Origin of the sequence: Ekhidna sp. (genome assembly GCF_040220215.1) — a bacterium.
Lineage (GTDB): Bacteria > Bacteroidota > Bacteroidia > Cytophagales > Cyclobacteriaceae > Ekhidna.
The window spans coordinates 395,203-411,527 of the sequence record NZ_JAVJTR010000016.1 but is presented as its reverse complement, the minus strand read 5'-3'; the positions used below and the strand labels follow the sequence as shown (position 1 = coordinate 411,527).

The 16,325-nt window shown below is 39.9% G+C and carries 14 protein-coding genes and 1 tRNA gene; 3 read left to right on the top strand and 12 right to left on the bottom strand.

From position 1 onward, the window contains the following. Positions 1–77: 77 nt before the first annotated feature. The 5 genes from RIC88_RS10420 to RIC88_RS10400 all read right to left on the bottom strand — a co-directional run bounded on the left by RIC88_RS10420 (position 78) and on the right by RIC88_RS10400 (position 7,695). A complete protein-coding gene (locus RIC88_RS10420) occupies positions 78–707 on the bottom strand; it encodes a response regulator (protein ID WP_350217482.1) in 630 nt (209 codons plus the stop codon). Continuing rightward, entirely contained in the window at positions 707–2,743 is a 2,037-nt protein-coding gene (locus RIC88_RS10415) for a tetratricopeptide repeat-containing sensor histidine kinase (protein ID WP_350217481.1), read from the bottom strand. The genes RIC88_RS10420 and RIC88_RS10415 overlap by 1 nt, the downstream gene beginning before the upstream one ends. 126 nt (positions 2,744–2,869) lie before the next feature. Beyond that, on the bottom strand, positions 2,870–3,232 hold the full coding sequence (locus RIC88_RS10410) for a hypothetical protein (RefSeq protein ID WP_350217480.1): 363 nt from the start codon (positions 3,230–3,232) through the stop codon (positions 2,870–2,872). 288 nt (positions 3,233–3,520) lie between these two features. Next, positions 3,521–4,918: a 23S rRNA (uracil(1939)-C(5))-methyltransferase RlmD gene (gene rlmD, locus RIC88_RS10405; RefSeq protein ID WP_350217479.1), complete on the bottom strand. Its 1,398-nt coding sequence runs from the start codon at positions 4,916–4,918 to the stop codon at positions 3,521–3,523. 284 nt (positions 4,919–5,202) lie between these two features. Then, on the bottom strand, positions 5,203–7,695 hold the full coding sequence (locus RIC88_RS10400) for a DUF5686 and carboxypeptidase regulatory-like domain-containing protein (protein WP_350217478.1): 2,493 nt from the start codon (positions 7,693–7,695) through the stop codon (positions 5,203–5,205). Between the two features lie 131 nt (positions 7,696–7,826). On the opposite strand from RIC88_RS10400, the gene RIC88_RS10395 reads away from it, so the two are divergent. Continuing rightward, a complete protein-coding gene (locus RIC88_RS10395; protein WP_350217477.1) occupies positions 7,827–8,624 on the top strand; it encodes an SDR family oxidoreductase in 798 nt (265 codons plus the stop codon). Here the strand turns inward: RIC88_RS10395 and RIC88_RS10390 are convergent. Beyond that, on the bottom strand, positions 8,617–9,333 hold the full coding sequence (locus tag RIC88_RS10390) for an SH3 domain-containing protein (RefSeq protein WP_350217476.1): 717 nt from the start codon (positions 9,331–9,333) through the stop codon (positions 8,617–8,619). The two genes, RIC88_RS10395 and RIC88_RS10390, sit on opposite strands and share 8 nt — an antisense overlap. A 95-nt stretch (positions 9,334–9,428) precedes the next feature. Here RIC88_RS10390 and RIC88_RS10385 point away from each other — a divergent pair. Then, positions 9,429–9,501 (top strand) — tRNA-Lys (locus RIC88_RS10385). 170 nt (positions 9,502–9,671) lie between these two features. Here the strand turns inward: RIC88_RS10385 and RIC88_RS10380 are convergent. The 3 genes from RIC88_RS10380 to RIC88_RS10370 form a co-directional block, all read right to left on the bottom strand. Next, entirely contained in the window at positions 9,672–11,318 is a 1,647-nt protein-coding gene (locus RIC88_RS10380) for a PAS domain S-box protein (RefSeq protein ID WP_350217475.1), read from the bottom strand. A 105-nt stretch (positions 11,319–11,423) separates the two neighbouring features. Next, positions 11,424–13,067 (bottom strand): sensor histidine kinase, encoded by a 1,644-nt coding sequence (locus tag RIC88_RS10375; RefSeq protein ID WP_350217474.1) that lies wholly within the window; start codon positions 13,065–13,067, stop codon positions 11,424–11,426. A 23-nt stretch (positions 13,068–13,090) separates the two neighbouring features. Next, the gene (locus RIC88_RS10370) at positions 13,091–13,465 is read right to left on the bottom strand and encodes a LytR/AlgR family response regulator transcription factor (RefSeq protein ID WP_350217473.1); all 375 of its coding nucleotides are present in this window, start codon (positions 13,463–13,465) and stop codon (positions 13,091–13,093) included. 142 nt (positions 13,466–13,607) lie between these two features. Here RIC88_RS10370 and RIC88_RS10365 point away from each other — a divergent pair, with 142 nt between their 5' ends. Beyond that, positions 13,608–14,075: a hypothetical protein gene (locus RIC88_RS10365; RefSeq protein ID WP_350217472.1), complete on the top strand. Its 468-nt coding sequence runs from the start codon at positions 13,608–13,610 to the stop codon at positions 14,073–14,075. A gap of 3 nt (positions 14,076–14,078) precedes the next feature. Here the strand turns inward: RIC88_RS10365 and RIC88_RS10360 are convergent, their stop codons facing one another. The 3 genes from RIC88_RS10360 to RIC88_RS10350 form a co-directional block, all read right to left on the bottom strand. Continuing rightward, positions 14,079–15,182, bottom strand: coding sequence for an AI-2E family transporter (locus tag RIC88_RS10360; RefSeq protein WP_350217471.1), 1,104 nt, complete (start codon positions 15,180–15,182; stop codon positions 14,079–14,081). A gap of 112 nt (positions 15,183–15,294) precedes the next feature. Continuing rightward, a complete protein-coding gene (locus RIC88_RS10355) occupies positions 15,295–15,663 on the bottom strand; it encodes a methylglyoxal synthase (protein WP_350217470.1) in 369 nt (122 codons plus the stop codon). Positions 15,664–15,665: 2 nt separating this feature from the next. Further along, positions 15,666–16,325, bottom strand: coding sequence for a bifunctional 4-hydroxy-2-oxoglutarate aldolase/2-dehydro-3-deoxy-phosphogluconate aldolase (locus tag RIC88_RS10350; RefSeq protein WP_350217469.1), 660 nt, complete (start codon positions 16,323–16,325; stop codon positions 15,666–15,668).

Genomic DNA, 16,325 nt, shown 5'->3' with positions numbered 1-16,325 from the left:
ACCGGAATCATCAGGGGGTTTGTGCATTTTCCTGTAAGGGTATTCCCTTAGAAGGATTCCACTAAGTGAAATAGAAACTATAGCAACTGGTGCTCTATGGCGAATTTGGTAAGTCCAACAAGCGTGGAGGTATTTGTTTTGCGAAAAATGTTCCTTTTGTGAGTCTCCACCGTTTTTTCACTGATAAATAGTTCCTCTGCGATTTGCCTGCCGGTATATTCTTTGGCTACCAATGTAATGATTTCACGTTCACGCTCACTAAGGAGTTCCTCTATGGAGGGGTACTTCACATCCTCAACCAACATCTTGGTTATTGCAGCACTCACAAATGTTTCGCCAATTGAGGTTTTATCTACAGCCTCCAGCAGCTCATTTTGAGTGGCGTGTTTCAATACATAACTGTCTGCACCCGCTTTCAAAACATCCTTGATGATGTGCTTTTCCTGATGCATACTCACTGCAATTATCCTTACCTCCGGATATAATTTTTTTACCTGAGCAATAAACTCAGTGCCTTTCATTTCAGGCATATTTACATCAGAAATGATCAGGTCAACCCTGGTGTTTGATAAAGCATCCAAAGCCTGGCGTGCAGAAGTGGAGGTGCCTATTATCTGGTGATTGCCATGATTTTGAAGCAACTCCATCATGCCATCTATCATCAGCTGATGATCATCTATAATGAATATTTTAACCGGGCCTTTCATTATGCTACTGCAGCTACTTGTTTAGGATAAGGAACTTCTATGGTAACCGTTGTATTTTTTCTTCCGGGCATGGTATCAAAATCCATAGACCCGTGGAGTAGGTCCAATCGGGAATGAATATTTTTCCAGCCATTACCATTTCCATTTTTGAACTTGGTTAGGTCAAAACCATCGCCATCATCTTCTATTAAGAGTGATAATCCATTCCCCACATCTGTCAGACTAATATTCAACTTACTTGCATTGGAGTATTTGATAATATTACTCACCAACTCCTGAACAATTCGATATAAGGCAACTTTCTGTTCATCATCTATCTTATTCTTTATTTCGAATGACTGGAAAGCAACTTGAATTTTACTACTTCCATTGATTTGATCTCTTAATTCTTCTAAGGCCTCCTCTATTCCTTTTTCGAAAAGCGTGTGTGGCATCAAATCAAAAGCAATGTTTTTCAACGAGTTGTACATAGAATTCAGGATTTTATCTGACTTATCGTCTGTCTTAGAAACATTCAGTTTCAAGGCTGAAATCAACTGTCCGAAATCATCGTGAAGATCCATTGCAAATCGCTTTCTTTCTTTTTCCTGAGAGGAAATCACCGCTCGTATTTGCTCCTCCTTTAGTCGGGTCTTTTCTTGCTCTAAGGCCACTCGCTGTTTGTATTCTTTTCGCTTGAATAGCCAAAACGCCGCTATCACCACACCGACTATCGCAACAATGAGAATGGTTATACTGGCCCTGTTTTTATCAATGATGGCGGCCTGAAGCTCTTTTTCAGTATTCAACAGTGCGATTTCCCGCTCTTTCTTTTCTGTGTCATATTTGGTCTCTAGCTCAGCGATCTGTTTGTTTTTTTGCTCGTTCACCATAGAGTCCGTATAAGCATAGTACAGTTCTTTATGGCTCATCGCAGATTTATAATCATTCAAATCTGTGTACGCTTCTGAAAGGGATAAGTAATACTGCTGAAAATGATATTTAGATTTTAATTCCCGAATGATAGCTATGGCAGAATCTCCATAAACGAAAGATTTATTAAAGTTTCCCAGCTTTCTGGTTAGGTCCATTGCCTGCAAATAGCTGCCTGCTAAAATATTCCGGTCATTCAATTTTTTGGCAGCACTCACCGTCTCAATTGCTGTTGCTAGTGCTTTTCTTAATTCACCATTCTCCTCATAGATGATGGATAAATTATTGAGGCCTATGAGCTGCCCTTGTTTGTTCCCCGTAGCATCATAAATATCAATCGCCTGGCTCAGAAAAAATGCACATGAGTCCAGATTTTGTTGAAAAAAGTAATTACCTGCAATGTTCATTGTAGCATTGGCTGCTGAAACTGAGTCACCTCTTGATAAGCTGCCTGATAAAGCCATTTTCAAATATGTATTAGCCTTCCCGTATTCTTTAATTTCAGTGTAGGTGGCGCCCAATTGATTATACACATCAATGCAGTTTTTTGTGACTTCATTTTCACAATTGGGGAGAACTTTGAAATAATAGTAGGTCGTAGAATCATATTCACGTTTACGATAATGTGCGTACCCCAAATGGTAATAGGTTTTGAGTATGCTTTCCTGATTGTCAACTTCACTAAAGAGTTTGAGTGCCTTCTTAAATGACAATAGACTTTCATCATGATATCCCTGCTTCACCTGGGCCAGTCCTCTCGCTTCAGCTATCAGCGCAAGCCCATTGATTGACTTAACGGACTCATAAATCTTTTCAGCCTTCACGTACCAAATTTCTGCTTTATCATATAAGAAATGATCCTGATAGATATATCCATAATCAAGGTAGGATCTTGCTAATCGTTCTTTGTCATTCAACGATTGGCTCATTGCTATTGCTCTTTCTCCATAAGAAAAAGCAAGCATACTATCCTTCGCTGAATGGGCTTCAACCAGCTGATGAAGAATGTCTATGTTCTCGATATTTTCATCTTTCGTAAGCTGAGACTCCAGCTCGCTGGCCTGAGCCAGGAGTTCATTCATTCCGATGAAAAGGATTAAGAGTAGGGAGGCAAATCGAACCATGATTTAGTGATTTAGGTAATTAGGGTCTTTCAATTTCCTAAAAAAATCATTGATTGTCAATAAATAGAGGAACACTAGGGTGTCAGATTTACCTAATCAATAGTTTCCTCAAAAAAAACCTCTAGGTTAATCAATCGGATAAGGCACAAAAACGAAATTGGTGAACTCCTGATCGATCACAAACAGGCAACAAAATTCATCCGGATCTTTGTAGTTCTCTTTAAATATTTTCTCGTCCGCTATCAATCCTCTCTGGGTAAATTCCTCCAGAAATGACGCATAATAATGCCAATCATTTTCTGCCTGAAAAGCCTCCACTAACACCTGGCCAATTGGTTGCGAAACCTGGCACATGGGGAAAATTGGATATTCGGAAAATCCTTGCTTTTTGATAGCATAAGCCGCTTCCTTTAACGGTTCAGACACCTTCACGAAATCTGAGGAGATTCTTCCGAGTTGTTTAGGGCTTAATTCCGGGTCGTTTTGCATAAATAGATTTCTTCGATTTAAAGATTTACGATTTTTTTGATTGTTGATTTCTGCGAGCGGTCGAAAGTGAAGCCACAACTATTGATAAAATCTCGTTTGCCTCGTTCCAAATAGGCTTTACAGACTTTTCTGAATCACTCGAGCATCTAATCAATTGATTTGCATAAGCCTTTAAAAGTGGATCAGGATAAATAATTCGACAAAACAGAGCAATATCAATCGCTAATTTCTTAGTTCTGTTCTTTAGTATTTCTGCATTCATTACTAATCAATTAATCGAAAATCGAATCAATCTCTTAATTTAAGTAACACCACATTCTCCACATGCTGCGTTTGTGGAAACATATCTACTGGTTGAATTTTCACTACATCGTATACTTGTCCTAAGACTTCCAGATCTCTTGCCTGAGTGGCCGGATTACAGCTGACATATACGATTCGATCCACTTTCAAATCCGCAAGTAACTGCGTCACCCTTGGATGCATTCCTGCCCTTGGCGGATCAGTGATAATCACATCCGGCTTACCATGCTGATTGATGAATTCATTGCCAAGCAAATCTTTCATATCACCGGCATAGAAATCTGTGTTGGTGATTCCGTTGATCTCACTATTGATTTTCGCATCGGCTATAGCATCCTCCACATATTCAATGCCCACCACTTTTTTGGCAGATCGAGCGACAAAATTCGCGATGGTGCCCGTTCCTGTGTACAAATCATACACCAGTTCATCCCCTTTCAGGTCAGCAAAACCGGTAGCCACTTTGTACAATTCATGCGCTTGCTCGGAATTGGTTTGATAGAATGACTTTGGGCCAATCTTAAACTTCAAATCACCCATTTGCTCCATGATGTGATCCTTTCCTGCAAACAACTCTACCTCAAGGTCACTATATGAGTCATTTCCTTTTTCATTCACCACGAACATGAGCGAGGTTATTTGTGGAAATTCCCTTTTCAGAAAATTGAGCATCAGATCAAGCAATTCCTGATCACGGTAATACACCTGAAGTATAACCATCAGGTCGCCTGTGGTTGAAGTACGAATCACCAAATTCCTTAGGAACCCCTCCTGCTTCTTTACATCAAAAAACGAGATATCATGCTTATCGGCAAAGTCCTTCACTCCTAGTCTTATCTCATTTGAAGGATCAGACTGAAGGTGGCACTTATTTACATTGATAATTTTATTGAACTGCTTAGGAATATGGAAACCAAGACCAGTCCGAACATGTTCCTCATCTGAATTGATCTCGTCCTTAGTCAACCAACGGAAGTTGGAAAATGTAAACTCAAGCTTATTTCTGTAAAAAGCAGTTTTTTCAGATCCAAGAATTGGTTGAATCTCAGGCAATTCAAGCCCGCTAAGTTTTCTTAAATTTTCTTCTACATGCCCCTGCTTATACTTCAACTGAGCATCGTACTGCATGTGTTGCCATTTACATCCTCCGCACAAACCAAAATGCTCACAAAAAGGCTCTGCCCTCTCACTCGATTTTTGATGAAATTCTTCTACGTACCCTTCAAGGAATTTTTTCTTTTTCCCAACAACTTTCACCCTTGCTACATCCCCGGGAGCCGTCTCTTTTACAAAGACCACCTGTCCATTGACACGGCCCACTCCTTTGCCTTCTGACGAAATACCGGTTATCTCTAGGGAATCTATTATCGCACCTTTCTTCATGTGAGTTATTTAACCTTTAATTGCCACATGGAATTCGCATCAGGATGATTCTCTAATTAAAATTTAGATTTTATACTAATGCTCATTTCATTGCCACAAAATTACTATCCATCCTCTTGGTAATCGCTGGATGCTCCATCCTTTTGGTAGGAAAATCCTATGCATTTCACATCTTAAGTAGCGAAATAGAATTTATTACCATAGCCCATCAACTTGATTCAATAAGAATCGCTTCAAGAAACCAATTCCCAATACATAGTTTAAGCTATGTTCATTTGGGGTGACTAAAAACCAACCCCGACTCTAAAGCCACTGCCGAAGAAATCGCTATTACGGAATGCCCAGTAGTAATCAACACGCATGAATTTGAAGATGTGCTCTATACCGGCACCTAGCTCTACATACTGACCTATCGTTTCGTTGGTCAGGTAGTTCGCAGAGGCTACAGCTTGCAGATTGAGTTTTTTAACCAATGGAATCTTATTGAAGATAAACTCATTAAAATGATGCTCATAATGTGCTTCCAGGTACGGCTTGGTCGTACTAAACTGATAAAATGGCAACAACTCAAACTTCATGGATTTTCCCACCTGACTTAGTGAAGTCTGGTTACCGGCAAAATGTTGGAAATCCACAAAAGTCAGCGCATCATCATTTAAAAATGCACCTACACCAACCGCGTAGCTGCTGGTGCCCACCAATCCTAGCTTCATATCATCCGTCACTCGTACTTGCACGAAATCAAAATTCACATCACTGCCCAGTGCCTTAATTCCTTTCTTATAGGTGAAGAATATTTCCGGGTATTTCGAACTGTAAACAAATTTCACGTCCGGCCGGGTAGCATACGTTTGCTTGAAACGGAAACGAAAAGTGGCTTCCAGAATCATGGCCTGATGTCTGTTAAATCCGGTTTGATCCAGCTCCATATTCGAAGGTTGATTGCTGGTAAAATTTGTCTTTTCATCAGATGCCCAGGTAAAGTTTGAAGTGTTGGTTAGTGTATCGCGTTGAGCATACTCAAGCTTGGCGTTGAGTAAAATTCCATTTTTCACTTCCTGCTGAAAGCGAACATACCCAAAAGATTTTTGGAAAATTTTCATGAAGTTTTCTCCTCCTACCAGCGTCACATAGCTGTTGATAAACGGTGTAATAGATTCCGATTCATCAAACTGCGAAATGTACCTTCCACCACCTGCATAAAAGCGGGTAAATTTATTATCGAGCTTTCGGTAACCACCTTCCAATTTAGCATTGAACTTCTCATTGGAAAAGCCGTATCTGATCGCTGGCCTGATGAAATATTTGGTTCTCCCATCTATCTGCTTCCAGATCGTCGGTTGAATCTCAGGCACAAAGCCCTCCACCGTATTAAATTGAAAAATGCTTATGACCGCTGGCAAAGACCAGTACATTTCCTTTACGCTGTTTGAGTGTGTGTAGCCACCCAGAAAAATATTCCCCAATGTCAACTTATTGGTTTCGTTATCCACTGAATCTTTGTAAGGCACACTCTCCTTAACCAATCGAATACTATCCTTGACCTGATAATCTTCAACCTCTAATTCCGTGAGAGGGACTGGTCTGATATTCTTCCAGTAGGTAGAATCCCTTTCGTTGGAACCTTCCTCCACCACCAATACTTCAGGAGAGAAGTCCTTCTCCTGAAAAAGGTCCTTCTCCTCTTTTGCGCCAAACTTTTGTTCATAGAGGTTAGCCTGCCTATAGGCCTCATAGTTGGGTTCTACTTCATAGTTGGAATATACCCCGATATAATATCCACTCCCTTTAAACCCAAATGCACCAAACCGGAAGGAGAATTTCTGCGAGATCGGCATCCAGATATCGTATTCTGTAGGTGCAAACACCTGATTGATTTTCAACGAATCGATGAACTCCAGTCCCCTGGCTTTGGTCACAAATAAGTCTATGGTGTGAAACCGCCACTCATCTTCCACTATGTAAACGATCCCTTCAAAAACCGGATCAGTTGATCGCTTTGGTTTAACTTTTATTTTATTAATGAATTTTCCATTCTCCTCGAAAAATCCCAGCCATTCAAAATCATAAAAAAGAAATGCATTTGGCGCGATAGGAGATACATATTCCCTCTCCTGATTTAAGTCTATAAATTTTTCATAAGCATTGATATTAAAATCAGAAGCCTTGTTATAACTAAACCCTTGCTCGTTCCCACTTATCTTAGAGCTGATCATACGCTCCGATACCTTATCAGGTAGCTCAAATGAGAATTTTGAAACCGATTCGGATAGGTAAAGGATGCCGGTATCAATGGTCACTTTTTGGCCAAAGATTTTCTCAGGTCTTTTGTCGAGTTGAAAAAGTCCTTTTAAGTATGCGTCTGTTTTAAAAGCACTCACTTCTTTTTCGTAAAACTTGCGCATTTTTATCGCCTCTCGAATTACACGATCTGCAGGATCATCATCACCGGCGGTCACCACTACCTCTCTAAGCTGCAAGGCCTGTTCTTCCATTTTAAAGTCAAAGCGGATCGTTTGCCCCTCGTTAATGGTGATTTGTTTTTCGAAAACCTTATAGCCAACATGCTGTGCAACAATGGTATGAGTTCCACCGGATGTTTTTAAGAAAAATTTTCCTTCACTATTCGATGTGGTGCCGTTGGTAGTTCCTTTGATATAGACTGTCGAAAATGGTAGTATCTCACCAGAGGTGCTTACAGTTGACCCCTTGATACCCGTTTGTCCAATAAGTGAAAATGAAAGAAATGTGATTAAGGTGTAGGTGATTATTTTCATTAGGGCTTATAAAAAGATTATAGTGATAATGCGCGAATGCCTCAATAGGTTGCACATGAGTTTCATTTTTGGCAAAAGTTTTTCATTGTGCGTTATCTTGGCAAAAGTTATACCAGAGGAGTGAAACAAGCATGCAAAAAGTAGCAGTCATAACAGGTGGTTCTTCAGGAATTGGAAAGTCTTTAGTGCTAAAATACGCGAATGAAGGATATGCAGTGGTCTTTACCGGAAGGAATGGAGAACGAATGGCACAAGTGGCTGCAGAATTGGGTGATCGGCCTCACCTGGGATTGGAATTGGATGCTGCCGGAATGGCCGATAATAAAAAATTGATAGAGGAAACGATTAAGAAATTTGGCCGCCTCGATGTACTTGTCTGCAATGCCGGAATATCCATGCGTGCCCTTTTTGAGGATGTTGATCTTGAGGTTTTTAAAAAGCTCATGGATATTAATTTTTATGGCGCCATCTATGCGACCAAATTTGCGCTCCCGTATTTATTAGAATCCAGGGGAACTATTATCGCCATTTCTTCTATCAATGGATGGCGATCTACTCCCGCTCGTACAGCTTACTCCTCATCCAAGTTTGCCATGCAGGGCTTCTTTGAGGCACTACGAACCGAAGTGATGACACGGGGAGTGAATGTGCTGGTTGTTTGTCCCGGATTTACCAGCTCCAATATTAGAAATGCAGCGTTGACCGCCGATGGAAAAGCTCAGGGCGAATCGCCAAGAAATGAGAAAAAGATGATGACTTCTGACGAAGTAGCTGAACGAACATTTAAAGCAGCGAAAAAGAAGAAGCGGGATTTGATATTAACCTTCGAAGGAAAAATGGCAGTGCTACTAAATAAAATCATCCCTTCGCGATTGGATAAGATGATATACAACATGATGAAAAAAGAGCCGGACAATCCGCTTAAATAACCCTCAGCTTTCCGTTCCGCACAAAGACTTCCTGACCATCCCATTCAATTTTGGTCCAGACATCATTGCGTTCCAGCACTTTCACTTTATGCCCTTTCGCAATTATCTCAATTGGTTCGGCACCTGCTGATGGACCGGATCGAAGAAGCGTTTCTGTCGCAACGATAATTCCTTTCATTGGCGGGTTGACATTATTTAATCCCAGTAAACATACTGTCAGCATGATTTGGATAATCCCGGCGGCAAAAGGTTTGTCCCCACTTTTAGACTTCCTCATGATATAAACCAGCAGGCTCCCGATAATCACAAGCAATAACAGTAATAATTGCGTTCGATACTTACCCAACAAAGCGAGAAAGTAGTGCGTGTCATTGTATTGATACCCTTCCAATTCATTGGATTCTGCCAACTCTTCGATTTTCCCAACTACATTTCGATCTGCCGAAAGCTGATAATACTTATCCAGGTGATACAAGGCCTCAGCATAATCACCTAGTCCATCCTCAATAAATGCCATTTTAAGCAGCATGGCTGAAGAAGCCTGTCCTTCAGCATATACTTGATTGTAAAGACTTAATGCTTCGGTGTATTTCTGCTGATTAAAAAGTGAATCGGCATTATTTATTAACCTATTTTGTGCGCTTAATTCACTCAAAAAGCAAGAGAATAAAATTCCTACAAATAATCTCACCTTTATTCTGTCAATCATGTGGAAAAATTGATTAAGATTTCTATTTTTGCATCCGCAATTTAAGACAAGGGTCTTGAATTGCACTTCTTTTTATACGAAAGGAGAATTTTCTTGACTGGCTAGCTCAGCTGGTAGAGCAACGCCCTTTTAAGGCGTGGGTCCTGGGTTCGAGCCCCAGGCCAGTCACTTTTCAAAGCCTCAACTGTAGTTGGGGCTTTTTTATTTAACCAATATAGGGCGAGAAGTTTATCCTGAGTGAAGCGAAGGGAGCCCCAGGCCAGTCACTGAAGCCTCAACGAAAGTTGGGGCTTTTATATTTCAAGCTATATGTAATTGGAATAAGGGAAAATAAAGTTTTATCCTTTAGAAGACTTTGGAATCGTGATTTCAACTTTGGTGCCTTTATTCGGCTCACTGGTTACCGAAACATTGCAATTATTTTTTTCGAGTAAGCCCAGACTTAAGCTCAGACCCAGGCCTGCACCCATCTCTTTATCTGTTCCCGCTTTTGACTTTTGGATTTCCTTCCTGATGATTGATCGAATTTGATCGGATGTCATTCCAACCCCGGAATCCTCTATACTCACGATTGTTTCATGATCATTCTGATTACTTACTATCTGTACATGTCCACCTCCATTGGTATACTTGATAGCATTATGTATCAAATTTCGAATGGCCACCTTGAAGTGATTTTCATCAATCCAGGCTTCAAGCTCTGAAGGTGTGTCTATTTTAAAATCAATTTGCTTACGCTGAATGAGCGTGTGAAAAAGATCAGCATTTTCTTTCACCACCGCGCTAACATTAACTTTAGCCGGATACGCACTAATGCCCCCCAACTGCATCCGTGCCCATTCCAATAGTTCATCTACAGTTCCGGTGAGTGATTCAAGCCTTTGCTTTAGGCTATTTTGATAATCAATAAATTGTTCCTTTGAGATGACATCATCATGATTTAGATTCAAGATGCTGTGAAACAGATTTAGCGGACTTTTTATGTCATGGGCAATGATGGAGAATAGCTTATCCTTCGTTTCATTGGCCACTTTTAATGCCTGGTGAGCTTTTACAAGCTCAGTTACATCATCCACACAAATTGCAACGGACTCAATTTCTCCGTCTGAATTCAGAATAGGTTCATATTTACCATTTGCTGAAATCACGGAACCATCGGGCAAACTGGTCTCTTCTAAAAATGATACCTGTGTTTTACTGGAAAGCACATCCTGGAACATCGGTTCATGTTTATCTAAAATGCTTTTAGGAAGGACTTCTTTTCTATTTCTCCCAATCAAATCCCTTCTTTTATACCCGAAACGACTAGCATAATTATGATTCACCAAAATAAAGTTTCCTTCTTTGTCTACCAGGGCCATTAGCAGCGGTGCATTATCCAGCAATGACCGAAGTGTTTGTTCCTGTTGATCTGAACGATCAAATGCTTTTACCAGAATTGAACGGAATACATACAAGAATAAATAGAGAATAGCAGCAACAACAAGGTTGTTTACCAGTATCATACTGTAGTCACTCCCATAAGCCACTCCCTGCAAGTTTAACATATAGACTTTTAGGCCTATAAAGCACAAGAAAATGAGCCAGTAAGCAAAATGTTTCCTTGTTCCATCGATTAAAAACATGGAAATAGCCATGGCTGCATATAACATGTTCTCAGCATCTACATACCTATCATCCTGGGCATAGTAGAAAACTGCTACTGCTATCATCAATACTCCCATGAATATGAAATAACCTTTTGAAAAGCCTAGCTTTCCTTTACTATTTAGAAAAAAAGAAAAAGAGAGGGAAATGGCTGTAATTAAGCATAGTGCAGCATGTAAATTTAATCCCAGGATGTATGTTATGATCCCAAGGATCAAGCTTGTCCCAATACAGAAAAGGATAAGGTAATTGAATAATGCCACCCGTCGCTTATCCAGCGGGCTTTGAGCATGACTCATACCTGTTCTTAAAATTTTCTTGAACGAATAGGGGTTCATTGGGTGAGTAGTGGTTGAAAAAAAGACGTCCCAACCCTTAAATAAGAGTTAATCCAAAAAAGTAACCCCTTATTATAATTATTTTAAGGAAACTGTAGCATTTTTTTAATGTCCGTTTACATTGGCTTGCATCTCAATAGTGATCTGGGTTCCTTCACCCGGCACGCTTTCAATTTGCACTTTACAATTATTCTTTTCAAGTAGTTCGAGACTAAGACTCAGCCCAAGCCCTGTACCCAATTCCCCCGCTGTTCCTCCCGTGGAGTTTTGCAATTCCTTCTTTAGGATCGATTCAATTTTGTCCTTGCTCATTCCAACACCTGTGTCCTTTAATTCCGCTATTATTTTATCACCTACCCGGAAACTATTAATAGCTAAGTGTCCTCCATCTTCAGTGAATTTTAGCGAATTGTGGATCATATTCCGCATTCCAACTTTCAAATGATTTGAATCAATCCAGGCGAGGGTATTTGGCTCAATATTCACATCCACATTAATATTTTTCTGATCAATTATTTCACTGTAGAGATTAAGATTTGACCTCACAATGTCCTTTACATCGGTAGATCTTGGAACTGTATTTACACCATCCAGCTGAGTTCTTGCCCATTCCAAAAGAGTATTAACGGTCTGCTTTAAACTCCCGAGTTTTTCCTTCACATTTTCTTGATGCTTGAGAAATTCCGCTTTGGGCAAAGATCCTTCAGAAGAGTAGTTTAATAATCCTTCAAATAAATCAAGCGGTCCACGAATGTCGTGAGCAATAATGGAAAAGAGTTTGTCTTTTGTTGAGTTTGCTGCCTTAAGCTTATTCTTGGCGACCTCCAGCTTGGTTACATCGTTTACAAAAACCGATACTCCAATAACTTCTCCATCATCAGAATGCACTGGCATGTATTTGCCCCCAGCATAAAATGTGCCTCCATCCGGCATCTCCGTGAGTTCTAAAAACTCCGGACTTTCACCTCCAAGCGCTTTCTGAATAAGTGGTATATGAACATCCAAAATATTTTCAGGTAGCACATCCCTCACATAGGAACCTATGATTTTCTCCCGATCCATTCCAAAAGCCTTCTCGTAGTTTATGTTGACCATCCGATATTTAAGTTCTTTGTCCACCAGCGCGATAAAAAGCGGGACAGTATCAATCATGGCGTAAAGCAGCTCATCTTTTTCCTTTAACCGAACAAATGATTTGAGTAATGACTTTCTAAAGGCATCTGCAAAGAGAAATATCAGGAGGCAAAGGATACTGACATTCTGAATACCCAGGAAAAAATTCAAATCATACGAATCCCCTAAAAATGATTGTTTGATGAATTTCAGCCAGATCAGAACCCCGTAGATTAGTAAAAACCCCACATATCGGAATTTCCCATCATAGAGCAGATAATTTACAGCCATGAAGCCAATGAGGATATTCTCTGTTTCATTGAACCTATTTTGACCATAAGCAACCCATGAAGCTGAGAATAAGATTACAACTGATAGGCCGAGAAAATAGGTGCGGGCCAGTATGAATTTTCGGAGATGATTGAAATAAACGACTAACAGAAATAAAATACCTCCTGCTAGTGTTACAACAAATTGTGGGAATAAACCTTCTGCGAAAACTATAACTGTGACAATTAGAGAAACCGCACAGCTTATCAAAGAGAGATTATTTACAAATAATACTCTTCGGTAATCTAGTGGATCGACCAGACCCTCCAGCCCGGCTTGGTTAATCTCTTTTAATATGCTCTTCATGCTGCAGGTGACCCTGCCAGCCCTTAATGATCCATTAATTTAATGCATTTATGGATGGCATTTACCAGTTGCTCAGAGTTTTTAAGTGGCTTTTGAATGAATGCGACATAATCAACCTCATAATTCTCCATTACCTCCTCTGGGTGGCTGGAGATTACAATGGTTTGAGGTTTATGATCACTTAACTCGAGTACCTCCGGCCCTTCTAAACCCGAGATGTTTATATCGAGCAATAAAATGTCAGGCTTATCCATATCAATACGCTTCGCTGCATCTAATGTATTATCACAATAGCCCAACAATTCAACATCAGAAACCTTTTTAACAACAACCTTCAATATCTCTACAAAGGCGGGATCATCTTCAATGATTAAGCAGGTATAATTCGAATTACTCAAGGGTAAGGTTTAAGGTTTATAAGGTACGATAAAAATAGGGCTTTTTCACTGATGAAAAAACTGATGGCAATGCTAATCAAAAGAGGGTATCAAAGTACTTAAAAACAAATTCTTTTTATCTTAAAAGAATATTTTAACCCTCATGAAGCAGTCCCTTGCATTACGCTTTGATAGAATTGTAAAAGAAAACCTTCCCAAAAGAAGTGAAATGATAGCAGTTCTTAAGGGGAATCCCATTCCCTGTAATCTATTTTTTGAAAAAGGGATGGGCGTGAAAACCATTCTGAAAAGAACTGGAAGACTGACTGACTTCAAAGGAATTTATTGCTTTATAGAAGAAGGAAAGATTGTTTATATAGACGAGTCATCATACGTCATACGAAGGTTGGTACGGCAGTTTAAAGGAAATAGCAAGTATCAACGAAAACTTGCTCAAATAATGGTTGACCTTCATCAGGAATCCCAACCATTCTACACCGAATCAAATGCGCTAAAAGCAATGCAGCAAATGCAGATTATTTTCATGGATTTGCCGGATGATTTAGAAAGGCAGATCACCACTTTGTACCTGCAATGCCAGTACGAGTGTGCATATAACCGCTTTGTGTAATAATTAGCCTTTTATTTTATCAAGTACTTTTTCCAGTACTCCTTTTTCAGGCTCTCGGTGAACTTCTTTAATCCGTTCACCAATAAGTGCGGCTACCGGTTTTAGCTCCTCGAAATGGCTGCAAACCACTTTCAGCATGGCCACCATAGGGAGAAATAGTATCATGCCCGCTATTCCCCAAAGTACGCTACCGGCAATTAGTGAGAGAATAGAAAAAAGGGCATTGATCTGCATGTTGCCACCTACAATTCTAGGATTGAGGTAGTTGCCTTCCAAAAACTGGATAAACCAAAATATACCAATAACCCCCACCGGATACCAATAACTATCAAAAGTGACGAAAGCATAGATGGTTGGAATTAATCCTCCAAGTGTGGTGCCAACATAAGGAATGATGGCCATCAAAGCAGCCAGAAATCCGAAAAAGAAAGCATAGTCCATCCCAAGGATCAAAAGACCAACGGTATTCAAAACCCCCAAAACAAGAATCAGGAGGAGCATTCCGGTAAAATACTTTTGGCCTACCTGCTGTACTTCTCTAAGCATTTCAATAAAAGATTTCCGCTTATTCTTAGGGTTAAATCGAGATAGAGCCTCTGTGAGGTGTTCACTGTAAAAGAGAATTAAAAATGTGTAGATGGTGGCTAGCACTACGAAAGAAAGAAATGAACCGGTTACACTCACGGTATCTGAAATGATCAAAAAACTGCTATCTGAGAAGACATTCGAGAGCTTTTCTAAAATTTCTTGTGACTCAATATCCGGGATGATCTGAACCTTATTGTTAAGAAAAGTGATGGACTTATCCAGCGTCTCATTGAGTTTTGCCAGGAATTTTGAATACTGTCCGGCCATATCAATGATCTGAGCCGAAAACAGAACCAACACCCCGGAGACCAAAATGAATACACCTCCCAAGGTGAAAATGATTCCGAAAACTTTTTTCATCCCCTTTTTATTCAGCCACTTTACCAAGGGATACAATATGAATGCAAACAACATGGCAAAAAAGATGGGTATAAGTAGTACTTTCCCAAAGTACATGATGGCTACTATGCCGATGATGGAGGCAACAACATAAAAAAGCTTGCTAAAGGAGATATTCATAATATTCAGTCTCAAATGCTAAAGTTACTCTCTGACCCAGGGGTTTAAGAAAAAGTCAGGAATCGATTTAAGCAAAAAATTAACTGAAATAAAATAAAAACTATTGAGGAAACTAATCCATTGATTCAAACGCCTTAAAAATCAAGCTGGCTGTAGCGGGATTGGTGGCTAATGGAATATCATGTACGTCGCAGATTCTCATCAACATTTGAACATCTGGTTCATGAGGATGCTTATCCAAAGGGTCTCGGAAAAACACAACGGCATCTATCTTTTTTTCAGCTGCGAGTGCGGCAATCTGGGCATCCCCTCCCATCGGACCTGATAACAAACGGTTTACCTTTAGACCAGCTTTCTCAACGTGTAATCCGGTAGTTCCTGTTGAGGTTAAGTTAGCTTTCGCTAATAAGGAGTTATGATCAAGTAAAAACTGAACCATTTCAGCTTTTTTACCGTCGTGAGCTATGATTGCTATTTCCATTATTAGTTTAACTCTTTAATGATTTCAAACGTATTTTTTACACGATGCGCAAGACCATCAAAATCCCTATTCTTTATAATCTCTTTAGATACGAGTTGCGAACCCATCCCCACACAAACAACTCCAGCATCAAACCAGCTTTTTAAATTTTCTCTTTCAGGAGTCACTCCACCTGTAGGCATCAATTTCAAATGACCACAAGGACCAAGTGCTCCTTTGATAAACTTTGGCCCCAAAACATCTGCTGGAAATACTTTTAACAGCCCTGCACCATATCGTTCTGCAGTGATTAACTCTGTAAGCGTCCCGCATCCTGGAACCCATGCTATTTGATGTTGCTTACATAGGTCAGCTACCTCTTTATCCACAATAGGAGAAACAATGAATGCAGCTCCTGCATCAATATAAACTTTACATTGATCTACATTTAAGATTGATCCAATACCAATGATCATATCTGGGTATTCAGACTGCTTATTTAAAATGTGTTTGAAAACATCTATTGCCTCCTCACTCCGATTGGTAAACTCAAATAAACGAGCACCACCCTGATAGCATGCTTTAACAACTTCAACCGCTACATCTTTGTCCGTATGATTAAACACCGGGATCATAGGTGACTCCATTACTTTTTTTAAAAGCTCTTCTTTGTTGAGTTGCAT